Here is a 21,368-nt window from a genome sequence, read left to right as displayed (position 1 = left end):
CTGATTTTCCGAAGATGTCTCAGCGCTCGGCGAGCGCTGCCTCACCTTGTCTCTCGCGCAGCAGGTTGACGAAGCGGCGGAAGAGATAGTGGCTGTCCTGCGGGCCTGGCGATGCTTCCGGATGGTGCTGGACGGAGAAGACCGGCTTGCCGACGATGCGCAGGCCGCAATTGGTGCCGTCGAACAGCGACGTGTGGGTTTCTTCGACGCCATCAGGCAGCGACTTGGCGTCAACCGCAAAACCGTGGTTCATGGAAACGATTTCCACCTTGCCGGTGGTGAAGTCCTTGACCGGATGGTTGGCGCCGTGGTGGCCCTGATGCATCTTTTCAGTCTTGGCGCCGACGGCCAGGCCAAGCATCTGGTGGCCGAGGCAGATGCCGAAGATCGGCAGGTCGCTGTTGATGAGGTTCTGAATGACCGGTACGGCATATTCGCCTGTCGCTGCCGGATCTCCCGGACCGTTGGAAAGGAAAACGCCATCCGGCTTCAATGCCAGAATGTCTTCGGCGGATGTCTGGGCCGGAACCACCGTGACCTTGCAATCGAGACCGGCGAAGAGGCGCAGGATGTTGCGCTTGACGCCGAAATCCACGCAGACGACATGGTACTTCGCATCGGCTTCATTCAGCGTGCCGTAACCCTCGTTCCAAACCCAAGGCGTTTCCGTCCAGGTGGAGGATTGGCCGGATGTGGCTTCGATGGCGAGGTCGAGGCCGACGAGGCCGCTCCATGCCTTGGCTTCCGCCTTCAGCGCCTCGATGTCGAACACGCCGTTGGGATCATGGGCGATCACCGCGTTCGGTGCACCGTTTTCGCGTATCCATGCCGTCAGCGCGCGCGTGTCGATGCCGCAAAGGCCGATGACGCCGCGGGCTTTCAGCCAGGCATCCAGATGTTTGGCGGCGCGGAAGTTCGAAGGGTCTGTGATGTCGGCCTTGAAGATGACGCCGACTGCGCCACGGCGGGCGGCTGGCGTCAGGTCTTCGATGTCTTCCTCATTGGTGCCGACATTGCCGATGTGCGGGAAGGTGAAGGTGACGATCTGGCCGAGATAGGACGGATCGGTCAGGATTTCTTCGTAACCGGTCAGTGCGGTGTTGAAGCAGACTTCCGCCTGTACCTTGCCGGTTGCGCCGATCCCCGTTCCCTCGATCACTGTGCCATCGGCAAGAACAAGCATTGCGGTCGGTTTGCGGGTAGTCCAGGGCGCTGTCTCGGTCATCTCGTTCCGTTTCTGCCGCTTCGCACCCCGCCTCTTGAAAGGCAGGGGGAGAGGGGCCATTTTTTGTCGCAGGCTTCGTGACATAAAGGGGCGCGCGAAAAACTCGCGTTTTGACCCTTCGTTAAAATCTCGTGCAGGTGCCGGAAAATAACGAAAGCTGCTTAAACGGTCAACCGCAGGCTCGAGATTTACGCGGAATTAAACCTTCGCACATTCAAAGGCTTATGCATTTGATTTGCTTGAGCGGGTTTGCTCGGTTATGTCGTTTCGAAAAATAAGGTGGAAAGTTTCCGTGTCGAGAAGCTGCGGAATGCACTTTCCCAAGGAGAAGAAGAAATGATGCGCGACACGTTCGCTAATACTCTGAAAGACGCGCTGAAGGCTCGTGACGCCCGGCGTACATCGACCGTGCGTCTCATCCAGGCGGCCATCAAGGATCGCGATATTGCCAATCGCGGCGTGGGCAAGGACCCCGTCACCGACGACGAGATCATGCAGATCCTGACCAAGATGGTGAAGCAGCGGGAAGAGTCCGCCAGCATCTATGATGGTGCCGGTCGCCCCGAGCTTGCCGCTCAGGAGCGCGAGGAAATCGTCATCATCAAGGAATTCATGCCGGAAGAGATTCCGGCCGAAAAGGTTCGCGAATTGTGCCAGGCCGTCATCAGCGAAACCGGCGCCTCCGGCCTGCGTGACATGGGCAAGTGCATGAATGCGCTCAAGGAGCGCTATCCCGGCCAGATCGACTTCGCGAAAGCCTCCGGCGTCGTCAAGGATTTGCTGAAGTAGGTTTCGCCCGTTCGGAAAAAGTAAAGGCAGGGCAGCCATGGCTGCCCTGCCTTTTTGCTGCCGACGAAGGCGCATTTCGGCGGATCAAAATGCGGTCACGCGCAGGCGTTTTTCGGGGGACGTGCCTGCGGGCGTCAGCAGCTTTATGAGAATGTCCGGGCGCTGCCTTTGAATATGTTTTATACCTCGGCGACGGTTGGCTCAAATTACAAAAACATAATTTTTTGTGATGATGCGCTGCCATAAATTTGCCCGAAGCGGGCGACAGCGGCGATGCGGTTTTAGTGCGATGGCCTGTGAATATCGGGTATTCCGGTTCTTTGGGTTTGGTACTGACCCCTTTCTGCGCTTATATGAAAGACTGGCCTCGAACAGGTAACCCATGCGATTTTCCAATTCTTTTCTCGATGAGATACGCGACCGCGTGAACATCTCCGATGTGATCGGCAGACGTGTGTCCTGGGATAAGAAGAAGACCAATACGCCGCGGGGCGATTATTGGGCCTGCTGCCCGTTCCATGGCGAAAAAAGCCCGAGTTTTCACTGCGAGGATCGCAAGGGGCGATACCATTGTTTCGGTTGCGGTGTTTCCGGCGATCACTTCCGGTTTCTCACCGATCTCGAGGGGTTGAGTTTCCCCGAAGCCGTTCAGCAGATCGCCGACATGGCCGGCATCTCCATGCCGCAGCCCGATCCGCAGGCTGAGAAGCGCGAGCGCGAGCGCACCTCGTTGCAGGACGTCATGGAAATGGCGACGCTGTTCTTTCAGGATCAGTTGCAGACCGCGCTAGGTGCACGGGCGCGGGCTTACCTGCGCGATCGCGGGCTGACTGGGCGCACCATCGAGACATTCAGGCTCGGTTTTGCACCAGATAGCCGCAATGCGCTGAAGGAGCATCTGGCGAGCAAGGGTGTGGCGCGCGAACAGATGGAAGCCTGCGGGCTGGTGGTGCATGAAAACGTGCCGGTTTCCTATGACCGCTTCCGCGACCGCATCATGTTCCCGATCCTGTCGTCGCGCGAAAAGGTGATCGCTTTCGGCGGCCGCGCCATGGCGGCGGATGCAGTGGCCAAATATCTGAACTCCAACGAGACCGAGCTTTTTCACAAGGGCAATGTTCTCTACAATTTCGCCCGCGCGCGGCGCGCCTCGCAGGCTTCCGGCGGCACCGTCATTGCCGTCGAAGGTTATATGGATGTCATTGCGCTTTATCAGGCGGGTGTCGAAAATGCTGTCGCCCCGCTCGGCACGGCGCTGACGGAAAGCCAGCTTGAGCTCCTGTGGAAAATGTCGCCGCAGCCGATCCTCTGCTTTGATGGCGACGGCGCCGGCATTCGTGCCGCCAACCGCGCAGCCGATCTCGCCCTGCCGCATATCAAGCCTGATCGTTCGGTGAGTTTTGCGCTTTTGCCCGACGGAAAAGACCCTGATGATCTCGTGCGGCTGGAGGGGCGTGCGCCTTTTGACCGTGTGCTTTCCGAGGCAAAACCGCTCGCGGCGATGATCTGGAGCCGCGAGACGTCTTCGGTGACTTTCGATACGCCTGAAAAGCGTGCCCAGCTTGAAAGCCGGCTGCGGCAGATCGTTGCCGTCATCGGCGACGAGGCGGTGCGGCGTTTTTACCAGCAGGATATGCGCGACAGGCTCAATGCCTTCTTCCAGCCACGTTTTCAGCAGGGCGGTTCGCAGGGTGGAAATTTCCGCCGCGATGGCCAGCAGGGTAATGGGCGCGGGTTCCAGAGGAACGCTTCCGGACGGGGTGGAGCCATGGCTGCGCCGGCCAGCAACATTTCCGACCGGCTTACCCAGTCCGGTCTGGTCAGGGGGCACCAGACCAAGCCTTCACTTCGCGAAAGCGTTCTCGCAATCACCATCGTCAACCATCCCGAACTGCTGCTTGAGGAATATGACGAGATCGCCGCGATCGATTACGAGAACCGCGATCTGCAACGCCTGTGGTCGACTGTGTTGACCTTTGCAGCGGAAAGTGCGGCCGAGATTTCGCGGGCAGGGCTGATCGAGCGCCTGTCGCAGCAGGGTTTCGAGGTGCTTTTGAAAACCATGGACCAGCAGGTGCGCAATGCGCGCCTGTGGACGGCCACGGAACAGGCGGCGCTGGAAGATGCGCGTGAGGGATATGTGCAGGCGCTTTCCCTGCACAAGAGGACGAAATCCCTGCTCTGGCAGAAGCGCGAGCTGGAACGGGAAATAGGCGAGGCGACGGACGACGAACGCGGCACGCTTCTGGTGCGGGCGCTGGCCGAAGTTCAGCTGGAAATTGGCCGAATGGAAAATCAGGAAGCGATCATCGATGGTTTCGGCGTCATGTCCGGCCGGGTAAAGGGTCCGGCTGTCGGCCATGGCTGAGGACTGCGGCCAAGAATAGAAAGACGTGTGGGGTTGCCTTTTGCTGCAAGCGCCCTAAATAGGGGGTAGTCTGGTGATAACTCGCAAAATGCGGCCCTTTTTATGAATTTCCGTGGCTGTCTCGCCCTCAAAGGCTTGACGGGGCGGGAAATAGCGGGAATCACCAATTCAGGAATAGTAAGGTGGAATGAGCCTTGGCGGATAGAAATTGCATGAGCAAGCATTTTCGGGTGCACTGTCTTTGCATTCTGCCTGAGGCTGCCGTGGTTAATCGGCAATTAAAGATCACTCCGTTAGGTGTCTGACAGTGATTCGCTGTTATCAGCCGGATGCTCTCAAGGCGAACGGCTATGCGGCGGAACAGGTGTTAGCGTCAGGGAAAGCGACGAGATAGATGGCAACCAAAGTCAAAGAAAACGAAGAAGCAGAAAACGAACGCGACGGTGCGACGGACGGTCCGCTTCTCGATCTTTCGGATGACGCGGTCAAAAAGATGATCAAGGCCGCCAAGAAGCGCGGCTATGTGACGATGGACGAGCTGAATTCCGTCCTGCCGTCCGAAGAAGTGACGTCCGAGCAGATCGAAGACACGATGGCGATGCTGTCCGATATGGGCATCAACGTTATCGAGGACGAGGATGCCGAGGAAGCACCGGGCGAAGCCGAAAGCGACGATTCCGATAACGAAGAGTCCGAAGGCGGCGAACTGGCACCTTCCGGCGGTACCGCGCTTGCGACCGCGAAGAAAAAAGAACCCACCGACCGTACCGACGATCCTGTGCGCATGTATCTGCGCGAAATGGGTTCCGTAGAGCTTCTGTCGCGCGAAGGCGAAATCGCCATCGCCAAGCGCATCGAGGCCGGCCGCGAAACGATGATCTCCGGCCTTTGCGAAAGCCCGTTGACGTTCCAGGCGCTGATCATCTGGCGCGACGAACTCAACGAAGGCACGACGCTGCTGCGCGAGATTATCGATCTCGAAACCACTTATTCCGGCCCGGAAGCCAAGGCTGCCCCGCAGTTCCAGAGCCCGGAAAAGATCGAGGCGGACCGCAAGGCCGCCGAAGAGAAGGAAAAGACCCGCAGACTGCGTGCGCCCTCCGGTGACGAGGATGTGACTGATGTGGGTGGCGATGGCCTGCCGCCGGAAGAGGAAGAAGAGGACGACGACGAGTCCAACCTTTCGCTTGCCGCGATGGAAGCCGAGCTGCGTCCGCAGGTCATGGAAACGCTCGACACCATTGCCGACACCTACAAGAAGCTGCGCAAGCTTCAGGACCAGCAGGTCGAGGCTCGCCTTGCCTGCACGGGGACCCTGTCTTCCGGTCAGGAGCGCCGCTACAAGGATCTCAAGGACCAGTTGATCACGGCTGTGAAGTCGCTGTCGCTGAACCAGAACCGTGTCGACAGCCTTGTCGAGCAGCTTTACGATATTTCCAAGCGTCTGATGCAGAACGAAGGCCGGCTGCTGCGCCTTGCGGAATCCTATGGCGTCAAGCGCGACAGCTTCCTCGAGCAGTATCACGGTGCGGAACTCGATCCGAACTGGATGAAGTCGATTGCCAATCTGGCCGCCCGCGGCTGGAAGGAATTCGCCCGCGAGGAAAGCAACACGATCCGCGAGATCCGTCAGGAAATCCAGAATCTGTCGACGGAAACCGGTATTTCCATCGCCGAATTCCGCCGCATCGTTTCCATGGTGCAGAAGGGTGAGCGCGAAGCGCGTATCGCCAAGAAGGAGATGGTCGAGGCCAACCTGCGTCTCGTGATCTCCATCGCCAAGAAATACACCAACCGCGGCCTGCAGTTCCTCGATCTCATTCAGGAAGGCAATATTGGCCTGATGAAGGCGGTGGACAAGTTCGAATATCGCCGTGGTTACAAGTTCTCGACCTATGCGACATGGTGGATCAGACAGGCGATCACCCGTTCGATCGCCGACCAGGCGCGCACGATCCGTATTCCGGTTCACATGATCGAGACGATCAACAAGATCGTTCGCACCTCGCGCCAGATGCTGCACGAGATCGGCCGCGAGCCGACCCCGGAAGAGCTGGCGGAAAAGCTTGCCATGCCGCTTGAAAAGGTGCGCAAGGTTCTGAAAATCGCCAAGGAGCCGATTTCGCTCGAAACCCCTGTGGGTGACGAAGAGGATTCGCATCTCGGCGACTTCATCGAGGACAAGAACGCGCTGCTGCCGATCGACGCCGCCATTCAGGCGAACTTGCGCGAGACGACGACCCGCGTTCTCGCCTCGCTGACGCCGCGTGAAGAACGTGTTCTGCGCATGCGTTTCGGCATCGGCATGAACACCGACCATACGCTGGAAGAAGTCGGCCAGCAGTTCTCGGTCACGCGCGAACGTATTCGTCAGATCGAGGCGAAGGCACTTCGCAAGCTGAAGCATCCGAGCCGCTCCAGAAAGCTCAGAAGTTTCCTCGACAGCTAAGCCTCTGCCTGCTTTAAAATTGAACCCGGTCAGTCACCTCTGGCCGGGTTTTTTGTTTCCCGCACTGGCGATCTCTGCGACAAGCCTTATGTGTGAAAACAAAGCGTTCCGCGTTTTCGGAAATGCTCAGGTTCGATTTGGCTCGATAACATGCAACAGGTTTCGGCAAGCAGATGGCGAGGGAAGGGATGGGCGGTGCCCGTCTCCGTGTTGCTGCATTTGGCTGTGGTCGCAATCTTTCTTTTTGAACTGCCCGAACGCATAGTCGAACCGCAGGAGCCGGAAAGCATCAGCGTCGATCTGGTGCCGCCGCCTGAGGAAAAGAAGCCGGAGGAAGCCAAGCCTCCCGCCGCCGAGCAGGCAAAGCAAGAAAAGCCGCAGCCTCCACCGCCGCCGCCCGCTCCGCCGGCAGAGGAGCCGAAACCTTCGCCGCCCTTGCAGGCGACGCTGCCGGCGATCGCCATGCGGCCGGAGGAGACGCAGGCGGACCCAGAGGACAAGCCGGGTAAGGCGGAGGAAGCGGACAAGGCCGAGCCTTCCAAGGAGCCTGAAAGCCAGCCTGAAAAGACGGCTGAGGACAAGCCCGCGCCATCTGCCGCCAACGGCGATCTCAAGGCGTCCGCCGAGCAGGGAGAAATTGCGGTTTCACCCGTCAAGCAAGAGGCTGAGCCGGAAAAGGCGCCTGTGCCGCAGGAGAAACCGGCTGACGAAAAACCTGCCGAGGTGGCAAAGGAGAAGCCCGCGAAACTTCCGGCCGCCAAACAATTATTGTCTTCGTCGCTGCTTTCTCCGGCCCAAAGACGCCAGATGTTTGGTGATCTGCCGCCCCGCCGCCGCATTGTTCAGCTTTGCAGCACGGAGGCTCTGGCGCAAATTCAGGGCGCGGGTTTTGCCGCCCGTGGCATGATACCCTATTCGGATACGGGCGGGAGGATATCGGGGAATTCGATTGATGCTTCCGGCGGCGCATTCAACACCGGCAATAGCTGGCACGATGTGTCTTTTCAGTGCGAGGTCGATCTGGATAACTACGCCGTAACGGCATTCCGGTTTAAGATTGGGAACGCCTTAACACCGGATGAGGCGAAAAAGCGGGGCTTCACTCGATTTCAATGAAGGCTAGTTTTTTTAAACTTTTGGTTTGCTGACGAAGGTTTCCGTCCGCCACTCCGTCGTCCTCGGGCTTGTCCCGAGGAGATGCAACCGACTGATTTTGTAGACGTGTTTAAATCCTTGGGACAAGCCCAAGGATGACGTCCAGTCTGGACATGTGTCGGTCAGCAGGGCTAGGAGCTTACACCCTCTCCGTATCCCCGACCAACAGCCCGATACCCGCCATCAGCGCATCTTCGTCGTACGGCTTCCTGATAACAGGCACGTTGCCGAAGTCGTCAGGCACCATGCTGGCATCGGCATAGCCGGTGGCGAACAGGAAGGGGATGCCGCGGCGGTGAAGCTCGCGTGCGACGGCGATGGAGGTGTCGGAACCGAGATTGATGTCGAGGATAGCCACATCCGGCACGTAGCTCTTCAGCTTCTCGATGGCCATTGCCGAGGAGGTCGCGGTTTCGATTGTCTTGATGCCGTTGTCTTCCAGCATGTTCTCCACATCCATGGCGATCAGCATCTGGTCTTCTACGAGCAATATTTTCAACGTTTCCTCCCGGTTGGACCGTCTGGGTTGTGGTACGGTGTCATCCTCCGTCTTCATCTCGGAAGCTGTCATGACTGCTGAGATATGGCGGGAGGGCAGGAGAATTTCCGCCTCCAGCCCATCAGGCAAATACCGAATGGTGCTGCGTCCGCCCAGATCGTAGGGGATGCTGCGGCTGATGAGCGCCGTGCCGAACCCGGAGCGTGATGGTGTGGGCAGCTTGGTAGGCAGAGTTTCGCGCCAATGTATCAGGCAATCGCGGTTTTCGTCGACTTCCCAGCGTAGATCCAGTTTTCCGCCGGTCTGAGCAAGCGCGCCGTATTTGGCAGCATTCGTCGCCAGTTCATGCAGTACGAGGGCCATGACGGAAAATGCGCGCGAATCGAGCGTGACCTGTGGTCCGGCGAGATCAACAATCGCCTCGGCTGAACGGTGCGGCGACAATTCGGCGTCCAGTAGGTCGCGCAATGACCCGCCGCCTTCACCGCGAATGATCTGGTCATGGGCAAAGGACAATGCCTGGATACGACCCTTTAGCGCACCGACATATTCCTGCAGGGTTTTACCCTCCTGCGAGGGATTGCCGACCAGCGATTTGATAATGGCGAGAACGTTCTTGACGCGGTGGTTGAGTTCCTCGTTCAGCATGCGCTGGCGCACTTCCGCGCGCTCCCTTTCGCCCGCCATAAGCTCGCTGTGATGGAATGCGACCTCGACCAACGCTATTCTTGCGGCTTCGGCAATTTCCCGGTCCGCATCTGACCATGGCTGCGCCTGCAGGCGCACGGTCTCCTTCCAGATCGCGAAGCTCTTGCGCGGGGTGAGACGATCGCCGAGCGGACCGGTCTCATAGGATTTTTCCGGGTTGCCGGCCCAGTTCAGGTTCTGCACGATCTCCCTGCGGAAAAACAGCAGATAGTCGTTTTTGACCTGCGACAGCGGAATGGCGAGCATTCCGGCAGCGATATCCGCATAAATCTCCGCTTCCGGTATGGCTTGCGAGATGGCATGGGTTGCCCAGACCCTTCCCTCACTGACAGAGGTTACGAAGCGGGCCAGCCTGGGAATGGCATCCGCGGGCGGCGTTGCGCCGTGGCCGTGCCAGTTGTTGTCCACCCAAAGCCCGACGCCGTCGCATGGCATCAGATCGGCAAAATCCTGGAAACTGTCGATCAGCAGTTCCTCGATGTGCGCGTGATGGGCGGCGAGCCGCAGGAAGCGGTCGAGAGCGGCGTGGGCGTGGTTGACGGTATCGAGTTTGCGCTTCTGCTTAAGGACCTGCAAATGCATGGAGAAAAACTCTCCAAACATTTCTGCGGCGATCCTGACTGACATCGTCAGAACGCGTGGCGAATAATGGTGGCAGGCGATAAGACCCCACAGGGCGCCATCGACGATCACCGAAATCGACATGGAGGCACCAACGCCCATATTGCGAAGATATTCGCAATGGATGGGAGAAACGCTGCGCAAATGCGCGAATGACAGATCAAGCGGTTCACCAGACACATCGATGGCGGGCAATACGGGAACTCGTATTCCGCTGGCGTCGGAGATGATGCGCAGTGTGTTTTTAAGATAGAGCGTGCGGGCCTGCTGCGGTATGTCGCTTGCCGGAAAATATTGTCCGAGAAAGCTTTCCAGTTCCGGCTGCTTTGCCTCCGACACGACCTTGCCTGCACCGTCATCCTCGAAACGGTAGATCATCACCCGGTCGTAACCCAAGGTCGCCTTTACCAGCCGGGTTGTTCTCGAAATCAGGCTTTCGACCGTGTCTGCCTCGCGAATGCGGTCCACCATCTTACGTGCGGTGCCAAGCGGCTGGGTCTCGCTCCCCGACGGTTCGAATTCGATGATCGTCGTGGATTTATAGCGGTGGAGCGCAATATCGAAGCTGCGACCATCGCGCAGTTCCATATTGGGCAGCATGGCAGGGCGGGTGGTTCTGCCAGTTACCGTGAGTGCGTTGCGAAGGTCATGGACGAGATTTTTACCAAGCACTTCTTCGGCGGTTCTGCCGTTGATATCGCCATCGACGCGCAAAATCTCGCGACAGTTTTCCGAGTGTCGCAGGACCATGCGCATGGCGTTATCGCAAGCGATCAGGCAGCCGTGCGATTGAATATAACCTGGAATGTGGATGGGTTCGCGGTCGCAATTTGTCAGGTCGACATTATAATCAGTGGATGCCATGAATCTATCTCTCGCACCCTCTGCCCGTCTTGCACTGAAAATAGTTTAGTCGTCCGCAGACGGGAAAGCCTGAATGGTTCATTCTGATAGTGCCAATCCTTCCCCGTTTTTTGCAACCGTGACGCCGGTATTCCGTTCTATTAAAGGCAGCCGCCATGTCATGGAAGCACGCCTTTTCGCCATCAGTTACAATTCGACATGGTCCAACGTTTGCAGTGCCTAATTTGTTCCGAATTTTCTAAAGGAAATAACGTGCCGCAGAAGAAAATGACCATTACCACCACCCACGGGCAGGGGCTCTACGAATTTACGTCCGAGGCCGAGCGCTTTGTGAAGGAGGCAGGGGTGGACGAAGGCCTTTTGACCGTCTTCGTCAGGCACACATCCTGCTCCCTGCTTATCCAGGAAAATGCCGATCCGGATGTCCGGCGCGATCTGGCGGTATTTTTTTCCCGCCTCGTGCCACCTTCCGACGATGTCTCCATGCGCTGGGTCGTCCACACGCTCGAAGGCCCTGATGACATGCCTGCTCACATCAAATCGGCCCTGACCGCGGTTTCCATCGGAGTACCGATCAGCGATGGCAGGCTTACCCTTGGCACATGGCAGGGCTTTTATCTTTTCGAACATCGCGACCGGCCGCACCGCCGTGAAATCGTTCTGCATATCTCCCCATGATTCCCGTCAAAAGCCCTGCCTTTTCCTTTCGTTTTCCCGTTAATGTCTCTGAACGTCTGCTGAACATGCGGTTCTGTCGGCGTTCAGGCGGGCGGGTCTAGGGTCTCGTCAATCGCCGGGGGACGTCCCTGCCGGCGCAGAAACAAACGGAGTGAGTTCATGTTCAGCACCTTCGCAAAAGCCGGCCTGGCTGCCCTCATCGCCCTCGGCGGAATTTCCGTCACCGCTCCAGCTGCTTCGGCTGGCCCGGATGTTCAGCTCAGAGTTCAGGTTCAGGATGGATACGGTCATGACAGAGGCCGCGGCCCGGGCTGGGGTCGTCCCGATCGTCCTGGTCCGGGTTGGGGCCGTCCTGACCGCCCGCGTTACGGTTGCTCGCCGCGGCTTGCGGAGGAAAAGGCTAGCCGCATGGGTCTTCGCCGCGCGCGCGTTGTCGATGTATCGTCGCGCCGTGTCGTGGTTGCAGGATTCGACCGTCGCGGCCCTGACCGCATCTTCTTCGCCAATGAGCGTGGTTGCCCGGTGATCCGTCGCTAAACGGCTGATATTGATCCGCGGAAATCCCCCGCCCTTCGCGCGGATCAAAAAAAATGCCCCTCGCTTGTTATGACAGGCGGGGGGCGTTTCTTTTTGTGGCCTCTCGGGTGGCGGTTACGCGCAGCCGTTCGGCAGATGCGGGCGGCGGGCAATGCCGCCGCTCCGACTGTTTTATTCGCCCAGGGCGAAGGTGACGTTGACCACCACGCTGTAGCTGTTCTCACCCGAAGCGATCGGCACGCTGTCGGCCTCCTTCGCCATCGAAGCGCGCATCATGGTCTGCGGCACCGGCATGGGGCGCTGCATGTTCTCGCTGATCTGGATCACGCGTCCAAGCTTCACGCCCGCCGCTTCCGTCAGCGTTTTCGCTTTGGCCAGCGCATCGGCAACGGCTTGCTTGCGGGCCTCGGTTACGGTTGCTTCCGGCTTGTCATTGGTAAAGGTAATATCGCCGCCCTGGTTGATACCGAGCTTGACGGAGGTATCGAGTATCTCGCCCAGCTTCTTCAGGTCGCGTACGCGCACGGTCAGTCCGTTGGAAACCTGATAGCCGGTAATTTCCGGTGCAACGTAAACGCCGTCTTTCGGCTCATAATGCTTGTAAAGCGGCTGTACGGAGAAATTGCTGGTCTGCAGGTCGCGGTCTTCGATGGCGGACGCCTTCAGCGATTTCAGAACCTCGGCGAGCGCCTTGGAATTCTCTGTCAGAGCCGCAGCCGCCGTTTCCGCCTGCTTGACGACACTGAATGACAGGATCGCCATATCGGGCGCGATTGCCGACTGGCCTTCGCCGGAAACACTGATGGTTGCTTCGCGCGGGGTGGCATCCTGCGCAAGAGCATTACCGGCAAGCGGCATCATTGCTGCTGCGGTCAATGCACTAAGTGCGAAAAGGCGGGCCTTTGTCGTCGTCATGGTGTTTCCTCGTTGATTGTGTCCCTTTGCAGGGTATTGCCTTAGATTGTGAAGCTAATACGGCAACGGCAGCTTGCGATAGCATCAATGGCTTGTCGGGCCGTAAAAATTACGTTAGAGCGTGACCCACCGGATTCGAACCATTGCGAAGCCGGTGTTTCGGATAATTTTTCCGAAAGGGCCTGTAGCTCAATGGTTAGAGCCGGCGGCTCATAACCGCTTGGTTGGGAGTTCGAGTCTCTCCGGGCCCACCATTTTCCTTATATTTTGAACGAGTTGGTGCGATTCCGTATAGCAAGTCGATACATCATCGATCATTGCGCATTCCTTGGTTTTTGCTCATCCAACAAAAAATCCGACCAGCCATTCAGACTGGTCGGATTGTTCATCACGGATTTTCAGCTATGGGGTCAGTCGCAGACCCGCATGCTTTCGGTGTGCCAGCCGCCATCATAGGAATTGGGAACGCGGCGGTCTTCGAACCAGCAGCGTGGGCGGGGCGGCGGTGGTGGCTCGTAGTAGCGGGGACCGCTGTTGCCGCCGTTGGCGATTGCGCCGCCGATCAGGCCGCCGATAACGCCTGCAGCCAGTCCGCCGGCAATCGCAGCACCATCATTGTGGCGGCGGTGTTCGCGATAGGGCGGTGGGGGCGGGCCGCCACGGTCGTAGCGCGGACGATAGGGATAGTCCTGCGCGGCAGCGGTGCCGTAGGACGCGAAGACGCTGCCGGTGGCAACCAGCGCGGCAAGGGTTGTAAGAATGATCTTTTTCATCGAGGGCTACTCCATAAGCCTGCTTCGGGAGATAGAGGCTCATTATGCCCGCATGATGGCACGGGCCGGCTGAACGGTCCGTGAATATCTCATTTTTGCGATGTTCACATTTTCCACGTTTTTAGAGTCTCAGGGCGAAGCTGGTGCGGCGTTCCGACAAAGAAAAAGCCCGGCACTTGGCCGGGCTCTTTTGCTGACGTTTGACGACGCTATCAGAACTTCACACCAAGGCCGACCTTGACGGTGCTCTGGTCGAAATCGGTGTTGACGCCGAAGATGTCCTTGTCGCCATAGTCATTGTAGCGATATTCAATTCTGCCGAACACATTGTCGGTGAAGGCATAGTCCAAGCCAGCGCCGACGGTGTAACCGTTGAACGTGGTGCTATCCTTGCCGGCGCCAGGCGTTTCGATGAAACCGCGCGTCGCTGTCCAGCCGGCGGTACCATAGATCAAGGCACGGTCGAAAGCGTAACCGACACGGCCACGAACAGAGCCCTGCCAGTCGGTGCCGATGTTCACGCCGGCATAGTCATTGTCGTTCCAGTTATAATCGACATCGCCTTCGATACCGAGGACGAAATTATTGTCGAACTGGTAATTGTAACCGGCAAAAGCGCCCAGAATGCCGCCATCGAAACTATCCGACGCGACGGGGCCGCCAGCCGAAAAATCGCCGTTCGCCCAGCCAGCGCCGCCTTGAATACCAAGATACGGACCAGACCAGGTAAATACCGGCAGGGTTTCCTGCGCGACCGGAGGCGCCGGGGTTTCGTAGACGGCATCCGCAGCCATCGCGGTGCTGGCGGACAGGGCCAAGAGTGACGTTACGATCAGCGTTTTCATCGTTTTTCTCCCTGAGCTGATTGACTTCTATAACATATATTAGGTGCATTTAATATGGGTTGGAGATCGGCGGTTCCAAGGGGCAGATTGTTCCCTCGAGTTGCCGGCCTTCCTTTGCCCAAATCGCGACGTTTTTTACCGCCCCGTCATGCTGTTCTGATGCGGCGAACGCCTTCAACGGCGTTTGGTTCCTTTCGCCGCCTTGTCAAAGCAACGGAAGCGGGGTCACGCTTGGTTGTCTTGACAGCGAGGGGCACGACCATAGAGTTGTGCCTGTCTGCGGCAATGCCGGTGCTTCGACACCTGGATAGGGCTGATGTTGCGGGCAGGAAGGGGCAAGGGAGGACAGGATCGCATGCGGGTTAGTTTTTATGGGGGAGGGGCGACGTGATTGTCGGAGCCGTTCTCAGTGCCATTCTTCTTCTCACCCTCATCGCGTTTCCGCGGCACCTCAAACCGGTCGTCATCTGCCTGCTGTTGATCTGGGGGACCACCGCCGCCTTTGTCATTTACGACTGGCAGCGCGGTAGCCAGCGGCTCGACCATGTCATTGCGACGGCTAGCTTCGATGCGGCGTGCACGGATGCGGCATTGCCGATCCGCGTCAGCTTCCGCAACGACAATAATGTTGCCGTGCAGCGCCTGACCTATACGCTTGAAGGGTTCGAGCCTGCCTTCCGCGCCTCCGTCGCCTTTGATCCCTATCAGGTGAGTGAAAGGCGGATCGAGGCTGGAGAGACATTTGCCGCGTGCCGCTCTTTCCGACTGCGCAACAATGAAACGGTAGATCCGCAACGGCTGGAATGGCGCGTCACCATCGTTTCTGCGGAATTCGATTGAACGGCTGTCGCTGCTTCCGACCCTCACGGTTTCTTGAACATTTTCGTGCTGTCGCCTGAACCCCTTGTTTCGCAAGGGGTTCGTAAAGGTGCCCGCGTCGTTGCCGGCCACGCCGAGGCCGCTTTCGCCGTTGCGGGACTTGTTTTCGCCGATTTGCAATGCCACCTGCCCACCCGTCCGATGAATGTTGCGGGTTTAGGTTTTGCGTATAGTTCTGAAGTTTCTGAAAATTGCCGCCATTGGCCTGGTGGCTCTGCCGGTTCTGGCCGGCGCGCATATGGGCATTGGCCAGCTGACCGGAAATTTTCACGAGGTCATCCCCGGCGAACTTTATCGTTCGGCCCAGCCGAGCGGTAAGGACATCACGGCCTATGCCAAGGCCTACGGCATCAAGACGATCATCAATCTGCGCGATGAAAAGCGTGAAGGCTGGTATGACGCCGAAAGCCAGGCAGCGAAAAACAACGGTGTCCGGCTTGTCGATTATCCGCTGAGTTCAAGCGAGAAGGTCTCGGTGGAGGAAGCGGAAACGCTCGTCGCCGTGCTGCGCAACGCTGAAAAACCGATCCTCATCCATTGCGAACACGGCGCCAACCGAACCGGGCTCGCCTCCGCGATCTATGTGAGCGCCGTTGCCGGCAAAAGCGAGGCTGCCGCCGAGTTCCAGCTTTCACCCTATTACGGACATGTGCCGATCCCGGGTATCGGCCGTTATGAAATGTACCAGTCCTGGGATGATTTCGAGGAAACTATCGGATTTTGAGGCGCCTCGATATGCCGACACCCCGGATTTGATCCGGGGTCCAGCATCATCACGTCCGGTATGACGGAGCGTGTCAGATGCTTCATTCTTGCAGCGGCCTCAATAGGAGCCGCCGCCTTCCTTGATCACTTTCGTCAAACTTCCCGTTGCCGGAAATAGCGGGATCAGGCAGGCCTGAAGCGCGTGGTAGATGTCGCCCTTGCCGGGGAAAAGCGTGTTGGCTGGAATCAGATTTTCCGTCAGCTCCTCGTGCCAGCCGCCATTGTCGTGGTCGATGAAATTGTTGGCGATCGTGCTCCAGATGCGGCGGTAGCTGTCTTCGTAGAATTCGTCCGCCGGCAGATTTTCGTTGAGGAAGTGGGCTGCACCTGCCGCCTCGCACATGGGCCACCAGAGCTTTGCCGTCTTGTCGGGATTGTCGTGCCAGTCGAGCGTATAAAAGAAGCCGCCTTTTTCGCGGTCCCAGCCAAGCGCCATGGATTGCACGAAGAGCGATTTTGCCGCCACCGGCATCCAGTCGTGGCGGCGTTCGCCCAGCACCCACAATTGCAGGATGAGGCGCGCCCATTCCAGCCAGTGGCCGGGAGTGGAGCCCGAGGGGCGGAACATTTCGTTGCCACGATACTCCTTGTCGAGCGTCCAGTTCTCGTCAAAATGCTCCGGCACGCGGAAATCCAGCTCACCGGCGCGGCGACGGATGACGAGATCGGCGATGCGTTCGGCCTTTGTCAGGTAATTGCTGTCGCCGGTCGCCTCATAGGCGGCCATCAGCGCTTCGGTCAGATGCATGTTGGAATTCTGGCCGCGATAATTGTCGATGGGTGACCAGTCGCGGTTGAATTCCTCGGCGATAGCGCCGTGTTTTTCTTCCCAGAAACGCGTTTCCAGAACCTCGGTGATGTCGGCCAGCATCTTGTCAGCAAGCGGGTGGCCGACAGTTTTGGCGGAGGAGGCGGCCAGAAGCACGAAGGCGTGGCCATAACCCTGTTTGGTGGCGTCCACCGGGCCGCCATCGTTGACCTGCCAGAAATAACCGCCGTGCTCGCTGTCACGATGATTGTTCCAGAGGTAGGTCATACCGTGGTCGACGATATCGCCGCAGCCCGGCCGTCCGAGCAGGTGGCCGATGGAGAAGCAATGCACCATGCGTGCCGAGGCATGGATGCCGCGCACAGGATCGTTTTTCTGCAGCGGCGCACCCTTGGCATCGAGATCGAAGAAGCCGCCGGCCGGATTGACGGCGCGGTACTGGAAGAAGTCGAAAAGCCCATCGGCCTGTTTGACCAGCCACTGGCGATGCCATGGCAAGGTGTTCCAGTTCCGGTTGTTGTGGTCGTCCTCGGGCATTTCGTCCTCCATACGGTTTGCTGCTTCGGCTTATATCCTTGCTGCATAAACCTGTCATCTGTCAGTGAAATTTCGTAGTCTGCCGCAACGACGCAAAGCCATACCTATACCTTGAAGATATATTGACATAAACATATCTTTATGTGACTTGACGGCTTGCGATCTTGCAAATCGAAATGAGGAGTGCGCCCGTGTTTGACGATCTGTTCGGCCCTGAAGGGGCAAAGCGCGACGGCGCGGAAATTTTGCGCGCGCTGCGCCAGGCCGCCAGCGAACGTATCCTCATTCTCGATGGCGCAATGGGCACGCAGATTCAAGGACTGGGGTTTGATGAAGATCATTTTCGCGGTGATCGTTTTATCGGCTGCGCCTGTCACCAGCAGGGCAATAACGACCTTCTGATCCTGACCCAGCCGGATGCCATCGAAGAAATCCATTATCGCTATGCGATGGCGGGTGCGGATATTCTCGAAACCAACACGTTTTCGTCGACGCGCATCGCGCAGGCGGACTACGAGATGGAAAATGCCGTCTACGATCTCAACCGCGAAGGGGCGCAGATCGTCCGCCGTGCTGCCCAGCGGGCTGAGCGCGAAGATGGCCGCCGCCGTTTCGTTGCGGGCGCTATCGGCCCGACCAACCGCACCGCCTCGATTTCGCCTGATGTCAACAATCCTGGTTACCGTGCCGTCAGTTTCGACGATCTGCGCATCGCCTATGGCGAGCAGATCGACGGTCTGATCGATGGCGGCGCGGATATCATCCTCATCGAGACGATCTTCGATACGCTGAACGCCAAGGCCGCAATCTTCGCCTGTGAGGAGCGTTTCGAGGCCAAGGGCATCCGTCTGCCGGTGATGATATCAGGCACGATCACGGACCTTTCCGGCCGCACGCTGTCCGGCCAAACGCCGTCTGCTTTCTGGAACTCGGTGCGACACGCCAACCCCTTCACCATCGGCCTCAACTGCGCTCTTGGTGCAGATGCCATGCGTCCGCATCTGCAGGAGCTTTCGGATGTGGCCGACACCTTCGTCTGCGCCTATCCGAATGCCGGCCTGCCGAACGAATTCGGGCAATATGACGAAACACCCGAGATGATGGCGCGCCAGGTGCAGGGTTTTGCCCGCGACGGTCTTGTCAACATCGTCGGCGGTTGCTGCGGCTCGACGCCCGAGCATATCCGGGCGATTGCCGAAGCCGTCAAGGATTACAAGCCGCGCCCCATTCCCGAGCACAAGCCCTTCATGTCGCTTTCGGGTCTCGAACCCTTCGTGCTGACCAAGGACATTCCCTTCGTCAACGTTGGCGAACGTACCAACGTCACCGGCTCGGCCCGCTTCCGCAAGCTGATCACTGCCGGCGATTACACGGCGGCGCTGGCTGTCGCCCGCGATCAGGTGGAAAACGGTGCGCAGATCATCGACATCAACATGGATGAGGGCCTGATCGACTCGCAAAAGGCGATGGTGGAGTTCCTGAACCTCATTGCCGCCGAGCCTGATATTGCCCGCGTGCCTGTGATGATCGACTCATCCAAGTTCGAAATCATCGAAGCCGGTCTGAAATGCGTGCAGGGCAAATCGATCGTCAATTCGATTTCGCTGAAGGAAGGCGAGGAGAAGTTTCTCCAGCAGGCGCGGCTCGTCCACAATTACGGTGCTGCGGTCGTGGTCATGGCATTTGACGAGGTCGGGCAGGCGGATACCTATCAGCGCAAGGTGGAAATCTGCACGCGCGCCTACAAGCTTTTGACTGAAAAGGCGGGCCTGTCGCCGGAAGACATCATCTTCGATCCAAACGTGTTTGCGGTAGCCACGGGTATCGAGGAGCACAATAATTACGGCGTGGACTTCATTGAAGCCACAAAGACCATCCGCGAAACCATGCCGCTGACGCATATTTCCGGTGGCGTTTCCAACCTGTCCTTCTCCTTCCGCGGCAATGAGCCAGTGCGTGAGGCGATGCATGCCGTGTTCCTCTACCACGCCATCCAGGTCGGCATGGATATGGGCATCGTCAATGCCGGGCAGCTTGCGGTTTACGACAACATCGATGCGGAATTGCGCGAGGCCTGCGAAGATGTGGTGCTGAACCGCCGCGACGACGCGACGGAGCGGCTGCTTGACGTGGCGGAGCGTTTCCGCGGCACGGGTGAAAAACAGGCGAAGGTGCAGGATCTTTCCTGGCGCGAGCTTTCCGTCGAAAAGCGGCTGCAACACGCGCTGGTCAACGGCATTACCGAATTCATCGAAGCCGATACGGAAGAGGCGCGCCAGCAGGCCGCCCGCCCGCTGCACGTTATCGAAGGGCCGCTGATGGCGGGCATGAACGTGGTCGGTGATCTGTTCGGTTCCGGCAAGATGTTTCTGCCGCAGGTGGTGAAATCCGCCCGCGTGATGAAGCAGGCCGTCGCCGTTCTGCTTCCTTACATGGAAGAGGAAAAGCGCCTGAATGGCGGTGAACAGAACAAGGCCGCCGGCAAGGTGCTGATGGCGACCGTGAAGGGTGATGTGCACGATATCGGCAAGAACATCGTCGGCGTCGTTCTTGCCTGCAACAATTACGAGATCATCGATCTCGGCGTGATGGTGCCGACGACGAAAATCCTTGAAACGGCGATTGCCGAAAAGGTCGATGTGATCGGTCTTTCCGGTCTCATCACGCCGTCGCTTGATGAAATGGTGCATGTGGCGGCGGAAATGGAGCGGCAGGGTTTCAACATCCCGCTGCTGATCGGCGGCGCAACAACGAGCCGCGTGCATACGGCGGTGAAAATCCATCCGCGTTACGAACAGGGCCAGGCGATCTATGTCACCGATGCCTCGCGTGCGGTGGGCGTCGTCTCCGCACTTCTCTCCGCCGAGCAGAAGCCAGCCTATATCGACGGCATCCGGGCTGAATATGCCAAGGTGGCGGAGGCGCACGCCCGCAATGAGCGCGAAAAGCAGCGTCTGCCGCTTTCCCGCGCCCGCGAGAATGCGCACAAGATCGACTGGTCGACCTATAGTGTCGTGAAGCCGCAATTCTTCGGCACCAAGGTGTTCGAGACCTATGACCTTGAGGAGCTGTCCCGTTACATCGACTGGACGCCGTTCTTCCAGACCTGGGAGCTGAAGGGCCGATATCCCGCTATCCTTGAAGACGAGAAGCAGGGTGAGGCTGCGCGGCAGCTTTATGCCGATGCGCAGGCGATGCTGAAGAAGATCATCGAGGAAAAATGGTTCCGGCCGCGGGCTGTTATCGGCTTCTGGCCCGCCAATGCGGTGGGAGACGACATCAGGCTGTTCACGGATGAAAACCGCTCCGAAGAACTGGCGACCTTCTTCACGCTGCGCCAGCAGCTTTCCAAGCGTGACGGACGCCCCAATGTGGCGCTTTCCGATTTCGTCGCGCCTGTCGATAGCGGCGTTGCCGATTATGTCGGCGGCTTCGTCGTCACGGCGGGTATCGAGGAGGTGGCGATTGCTGAACGCTTCGAGCGGGCTAATGACGATTATTCGTCGATTCTCGTCAAGGCGCTGGCCGACCGTTTTGCGGAAGCCTTTGCCGAACGTATGCATGAGCGGGTGCGCAAGGAATTCTGGGGTTATGCGCCCGAAGAAGCTCTTGCCGGCGATGAGCTGATCGGCGAGGCCTATGCCGGTATCCGCCCTGCGCCCGGTTATCCGGCCCAGCCTGATCATACCGAAAAGAAAACACTGTTCTCCCTGCTCGACGCTACCAACGCGGCGGGCGTGGAGCTGACGGAGAGTTATGCCATGTGGCCCGGCTCCTCCGTCTCCGGCCTCTATATCGGCCATCCCGAGAGCTATTATTTCGGTGTTGCCAAGGTGGAACGCGATCAGGTGCTGGACTATGCGCGTCGCAAGGACATGCCGTTGGTAGAGGTAGAGCGCTGGCTCGGACCGGTGCTCAACTACGTACCGGTAAACGGTGCCGAGGAGATCGACAGCGCGGCCTGACGTTTCGGCCACCGTTGTTGCAATAAA

The 21,368-nt window shown here is 58.5% G+C and carries 15 protein-coding genes and 1 tRNA gene; 10 read left to right on the top strand and 6 right to left on the bottom strand.

Going from position 1 to position 21,368, the window contains the following annotated elements; all coding sequences use genetic code 11:
- Positions 1–19: 19 nt before the first annotated feature.
- Positions 20–1,225 carry a glutamine-hydrolyzing carbamoyl-phosphate synthase small subunit gene (carA, locus tag ACZ5A6_RS09235; RefSeq protein WP_003513375.1) on the bottom strand — a complete coding sequence of 402 codons (1,206 nt, stop codon included), beginning with the start codon at positions 1,223–1,225 and terminating at the stop codon, positions 20–22.
- 339 nt (positions 1,226–1,564) lie between these two features.
- Between carA and ACZ5A6_RS09230 the strand changes: the two genes are divergently transcribed.
- The 4 genes from ACZ5A6_RS09230 (at position 1,565) to ACZ5A6_RS09215 (ending at position 7,947) form a co-directional block, all read left to right on the top strand.
- The gene (locus tag ACZ5A6_RS09230; RefSeq protein ID WP_174061144.1) at positions 1,565–2,014 is read left to right on the top strand and encodes a GatB/YqeY domain-containing protein; all 450 of its coding nucleotides are present in this window, start codon (positions 1,565–1,567) and stop codon (positions 2,012–2,014) included.
- Positions 2,015–2,396: 382 nt separating this feature from the next.
- Complete coding sequence (dnaG, locus tag ACZ5A6_RS09225) at positions 2,397–4,382, top strand: DNA primase (protein ID WP_003513370.1); 1,986 nt, start codon at positions 2,397–2,399, stop codon at positions 4,380–4,382.
- 394 nt (positions 4,383–4,776) lie between these two features.
- Positions 4,777–6,831, top strand: a complete 2,055-nt coding sequence (gene rpoD / locus ACZ5A6_RS09220; RefSeq protein WP_003513359.1) for an RNA polymerase sigma factor RpoD — start codon at positions 4,777–4,779, stop codon at positions 6,829–6,831.
- 195 nt (positions 6,832–7,026) lie between these two features.
- On the top strand, positions 7,027–7,947 hold the full coding sequence (locus tag ACZ5A6_RS09215) for a DUF930 domain-containing protein (RefSeq protein WP_065687160.1): 921 nt from the start codon (positions 7,027–7,029) through the stop codon (positions 7,945–7,947).
- Positions 7,948–8,125: 178 nt separating this feature from the next.
- On the opposite strand, the gene ACZ5A6_RS09210 is transcribed toward ACZ5A6_RS09215, so the two are convergent.
- Positions 8,126–10,678 (bottom strand): HWE histidine kinase domain-containing protein, encoded by a 2,553-nt coding sequence (locus tag ACZ5A6_RS09210; RefSeq protein ID WP_003513355.1) that lies wholly within the window; start codon positions 10,676–10,678, stop codon positions 8,126–8,128.
- Positions 10,679–10,930: 252 nt separating this feature from the next.
- Between ACZ5A6_RS09210 and ACZ5A6_RS09205 the strand changes: the two genes are divergently transcribed.
- Both ACZ5A6_RS09205 and ACZ5A6_RS09200 read left to right on the top strand, forming a co-directional pair.
- Positions 10,931–11,356: a secondary thiamine-phosphate synthase enzyme YjbQ gene (locus ACZ5A6_RS09205; RefSeq protein WP_065687162.1), complete on the top strand. Its 426-nt coding sequence runs from the start codon at positions 10,931–10,933 to the stop codon at positions 11,354–11,356.
- A 159-nt stretch (positions 11,357–11,515) separates the two neighbouring features.
- The gene (locus tag ACZ5A6_RS09200) at positions 11,516–11,893 is read left to right on the top strand and encodes a hypothetical protein (protein ID WP_065687163.1); all 378 of its coding nucleotides are present in this window, start codon (positions 11,516–11,518) and stop codon (positions 11,891–11,893) included.
- A gap of 171 nt (positions 11,894–12,064) precedes the next feature.
- Here the strand turns inward: ACZ5A6_RS09200 and ACZ5A6_RS09195 are convergent, their stop codons facing one another.
- On the bottom strand, positions 12,065–12,808 hold the full coding sequence (locus ACZ5A6_RS09195) for an SIMPL domain-containing protein (protein WP_003513348.1): 744 nt from the start codon (positions 12,806–12,808) through the stop codon (positions 12,065–12,067).
- Positions 12,809–12,986: 178 nt separating this feature from the next.
- On the opposite strand from ACZ5A6_RS09195, the gene ACZ5A6_RS09190 reads away from it, so the two are divergent.
- Positions 12,987–13,062: transfer RNA gene (locus ACZ5A6_RS09190), tRNA-Ile, on the top strand.
- 156 nt (positions 13,063–13,218) lie between these two features.
- Here ACZ5A6_RS09190 and ACZ5A6_RS09185 read toward each other — a convergent pair.
- Positions 13,219–13,581 carry a hypothetical protein gene (locus ACZ5A6_RS09185; protein WP_003513347.1) on the bottom strand — a complete coding sequence of 121 codons (363 nt, stop codon included), beginning with the start codon at positions 13,579–13,581 and terminating at the stop codon, positions 13,219–13,221.
- Positions 13,582–13,793: 212 nt separating this feature from the next.
- Positions 13,794–14,426, bottom strand: coding sequence for an outer membrane protein (locus ACZ5A6_RS09180; protein ID WP_003513345.1), 633 nt, complete (start codon positions 14,424–14,426; stop codon positions 13,794–13,796).
- A gap of 387 nt (positions 14,427–14,813) precedes the next feature.
- Between ACZ5A6_RS09180 and ACZ5A6_RS09175 the strand changes: the two genes are divergently transcribed.
- Both ACZ5A6_RS09175 and ACZ5A6_RS09170 read left to right on the top strand, forming a co-directional pair.
- Positions 14,814–15,266, top strand: a complete 453-nt coding sequence (locus tag ACZ5A6_RS09175) for a hypothetical protein (protein ID WP_003513344.1) — start codon at positions 14,814–14,816, stop codon at positions 15,264–15,266.
- 202 nt (positions 15,267–15,468) lie between these two features.
- Positions 15,469–16,029 carry a dual specificity protein phosphatase family protein gene (locus ACZ5A6_RS09170; RefSeq protein ID WP_003513343.1) on the top strand — a complete coding sequence of 187 codons (561 nt, stop codon included), beginning with the start codon at positions 15,469–15,471 and terminating at the stop codon, positions 16,027–16,029.
- Between the two features lie 99 nt (positions 16,030–16,128).
- Here ACZ5A6_RS09170 and ACZ5A6_RS09165 read toward each other — a convergent pair whose 3' ends face one another.
- The gene (locus tag ACZ5A6_RS09165) at positions 16,129–17,388 is read right to left on the bottom strand and encodes an AGE family epimerase/isomerase (RefSeq protein ID WP_003513342.1); all 1,260 of its coding nucleotides are present in this window, start codon (positions 17,386–17,388) and stop codon (positions 16,129–16,131) included.
- A gap of 179 nt (positions 17,389–17,567) precedes the next feature.
- Here ACZ5A6_RS09165 and metH point away from each other — a divergent pair, with 179 nt between their 5' ends.
- Entirely contained in the window at positions 17,568–21,341 is a 3,774-nt protein-coding gene (metH, locus tag ACZ5A6_RS09160; protein WP_019565253.1) for a methionine synthase, read from the top strand.
- Positions 21,342–21,368: the final 27 nt, after the last annotated feature.

Source organism: Agrobacterium sp. 6Ca8, from assembly GCF_055382765.1.
The sequence above is the reverse complement of the archived record's forward strand: the minus strand, read 5'-3'. Positions and strand labels throughout refer to the sequence as shown.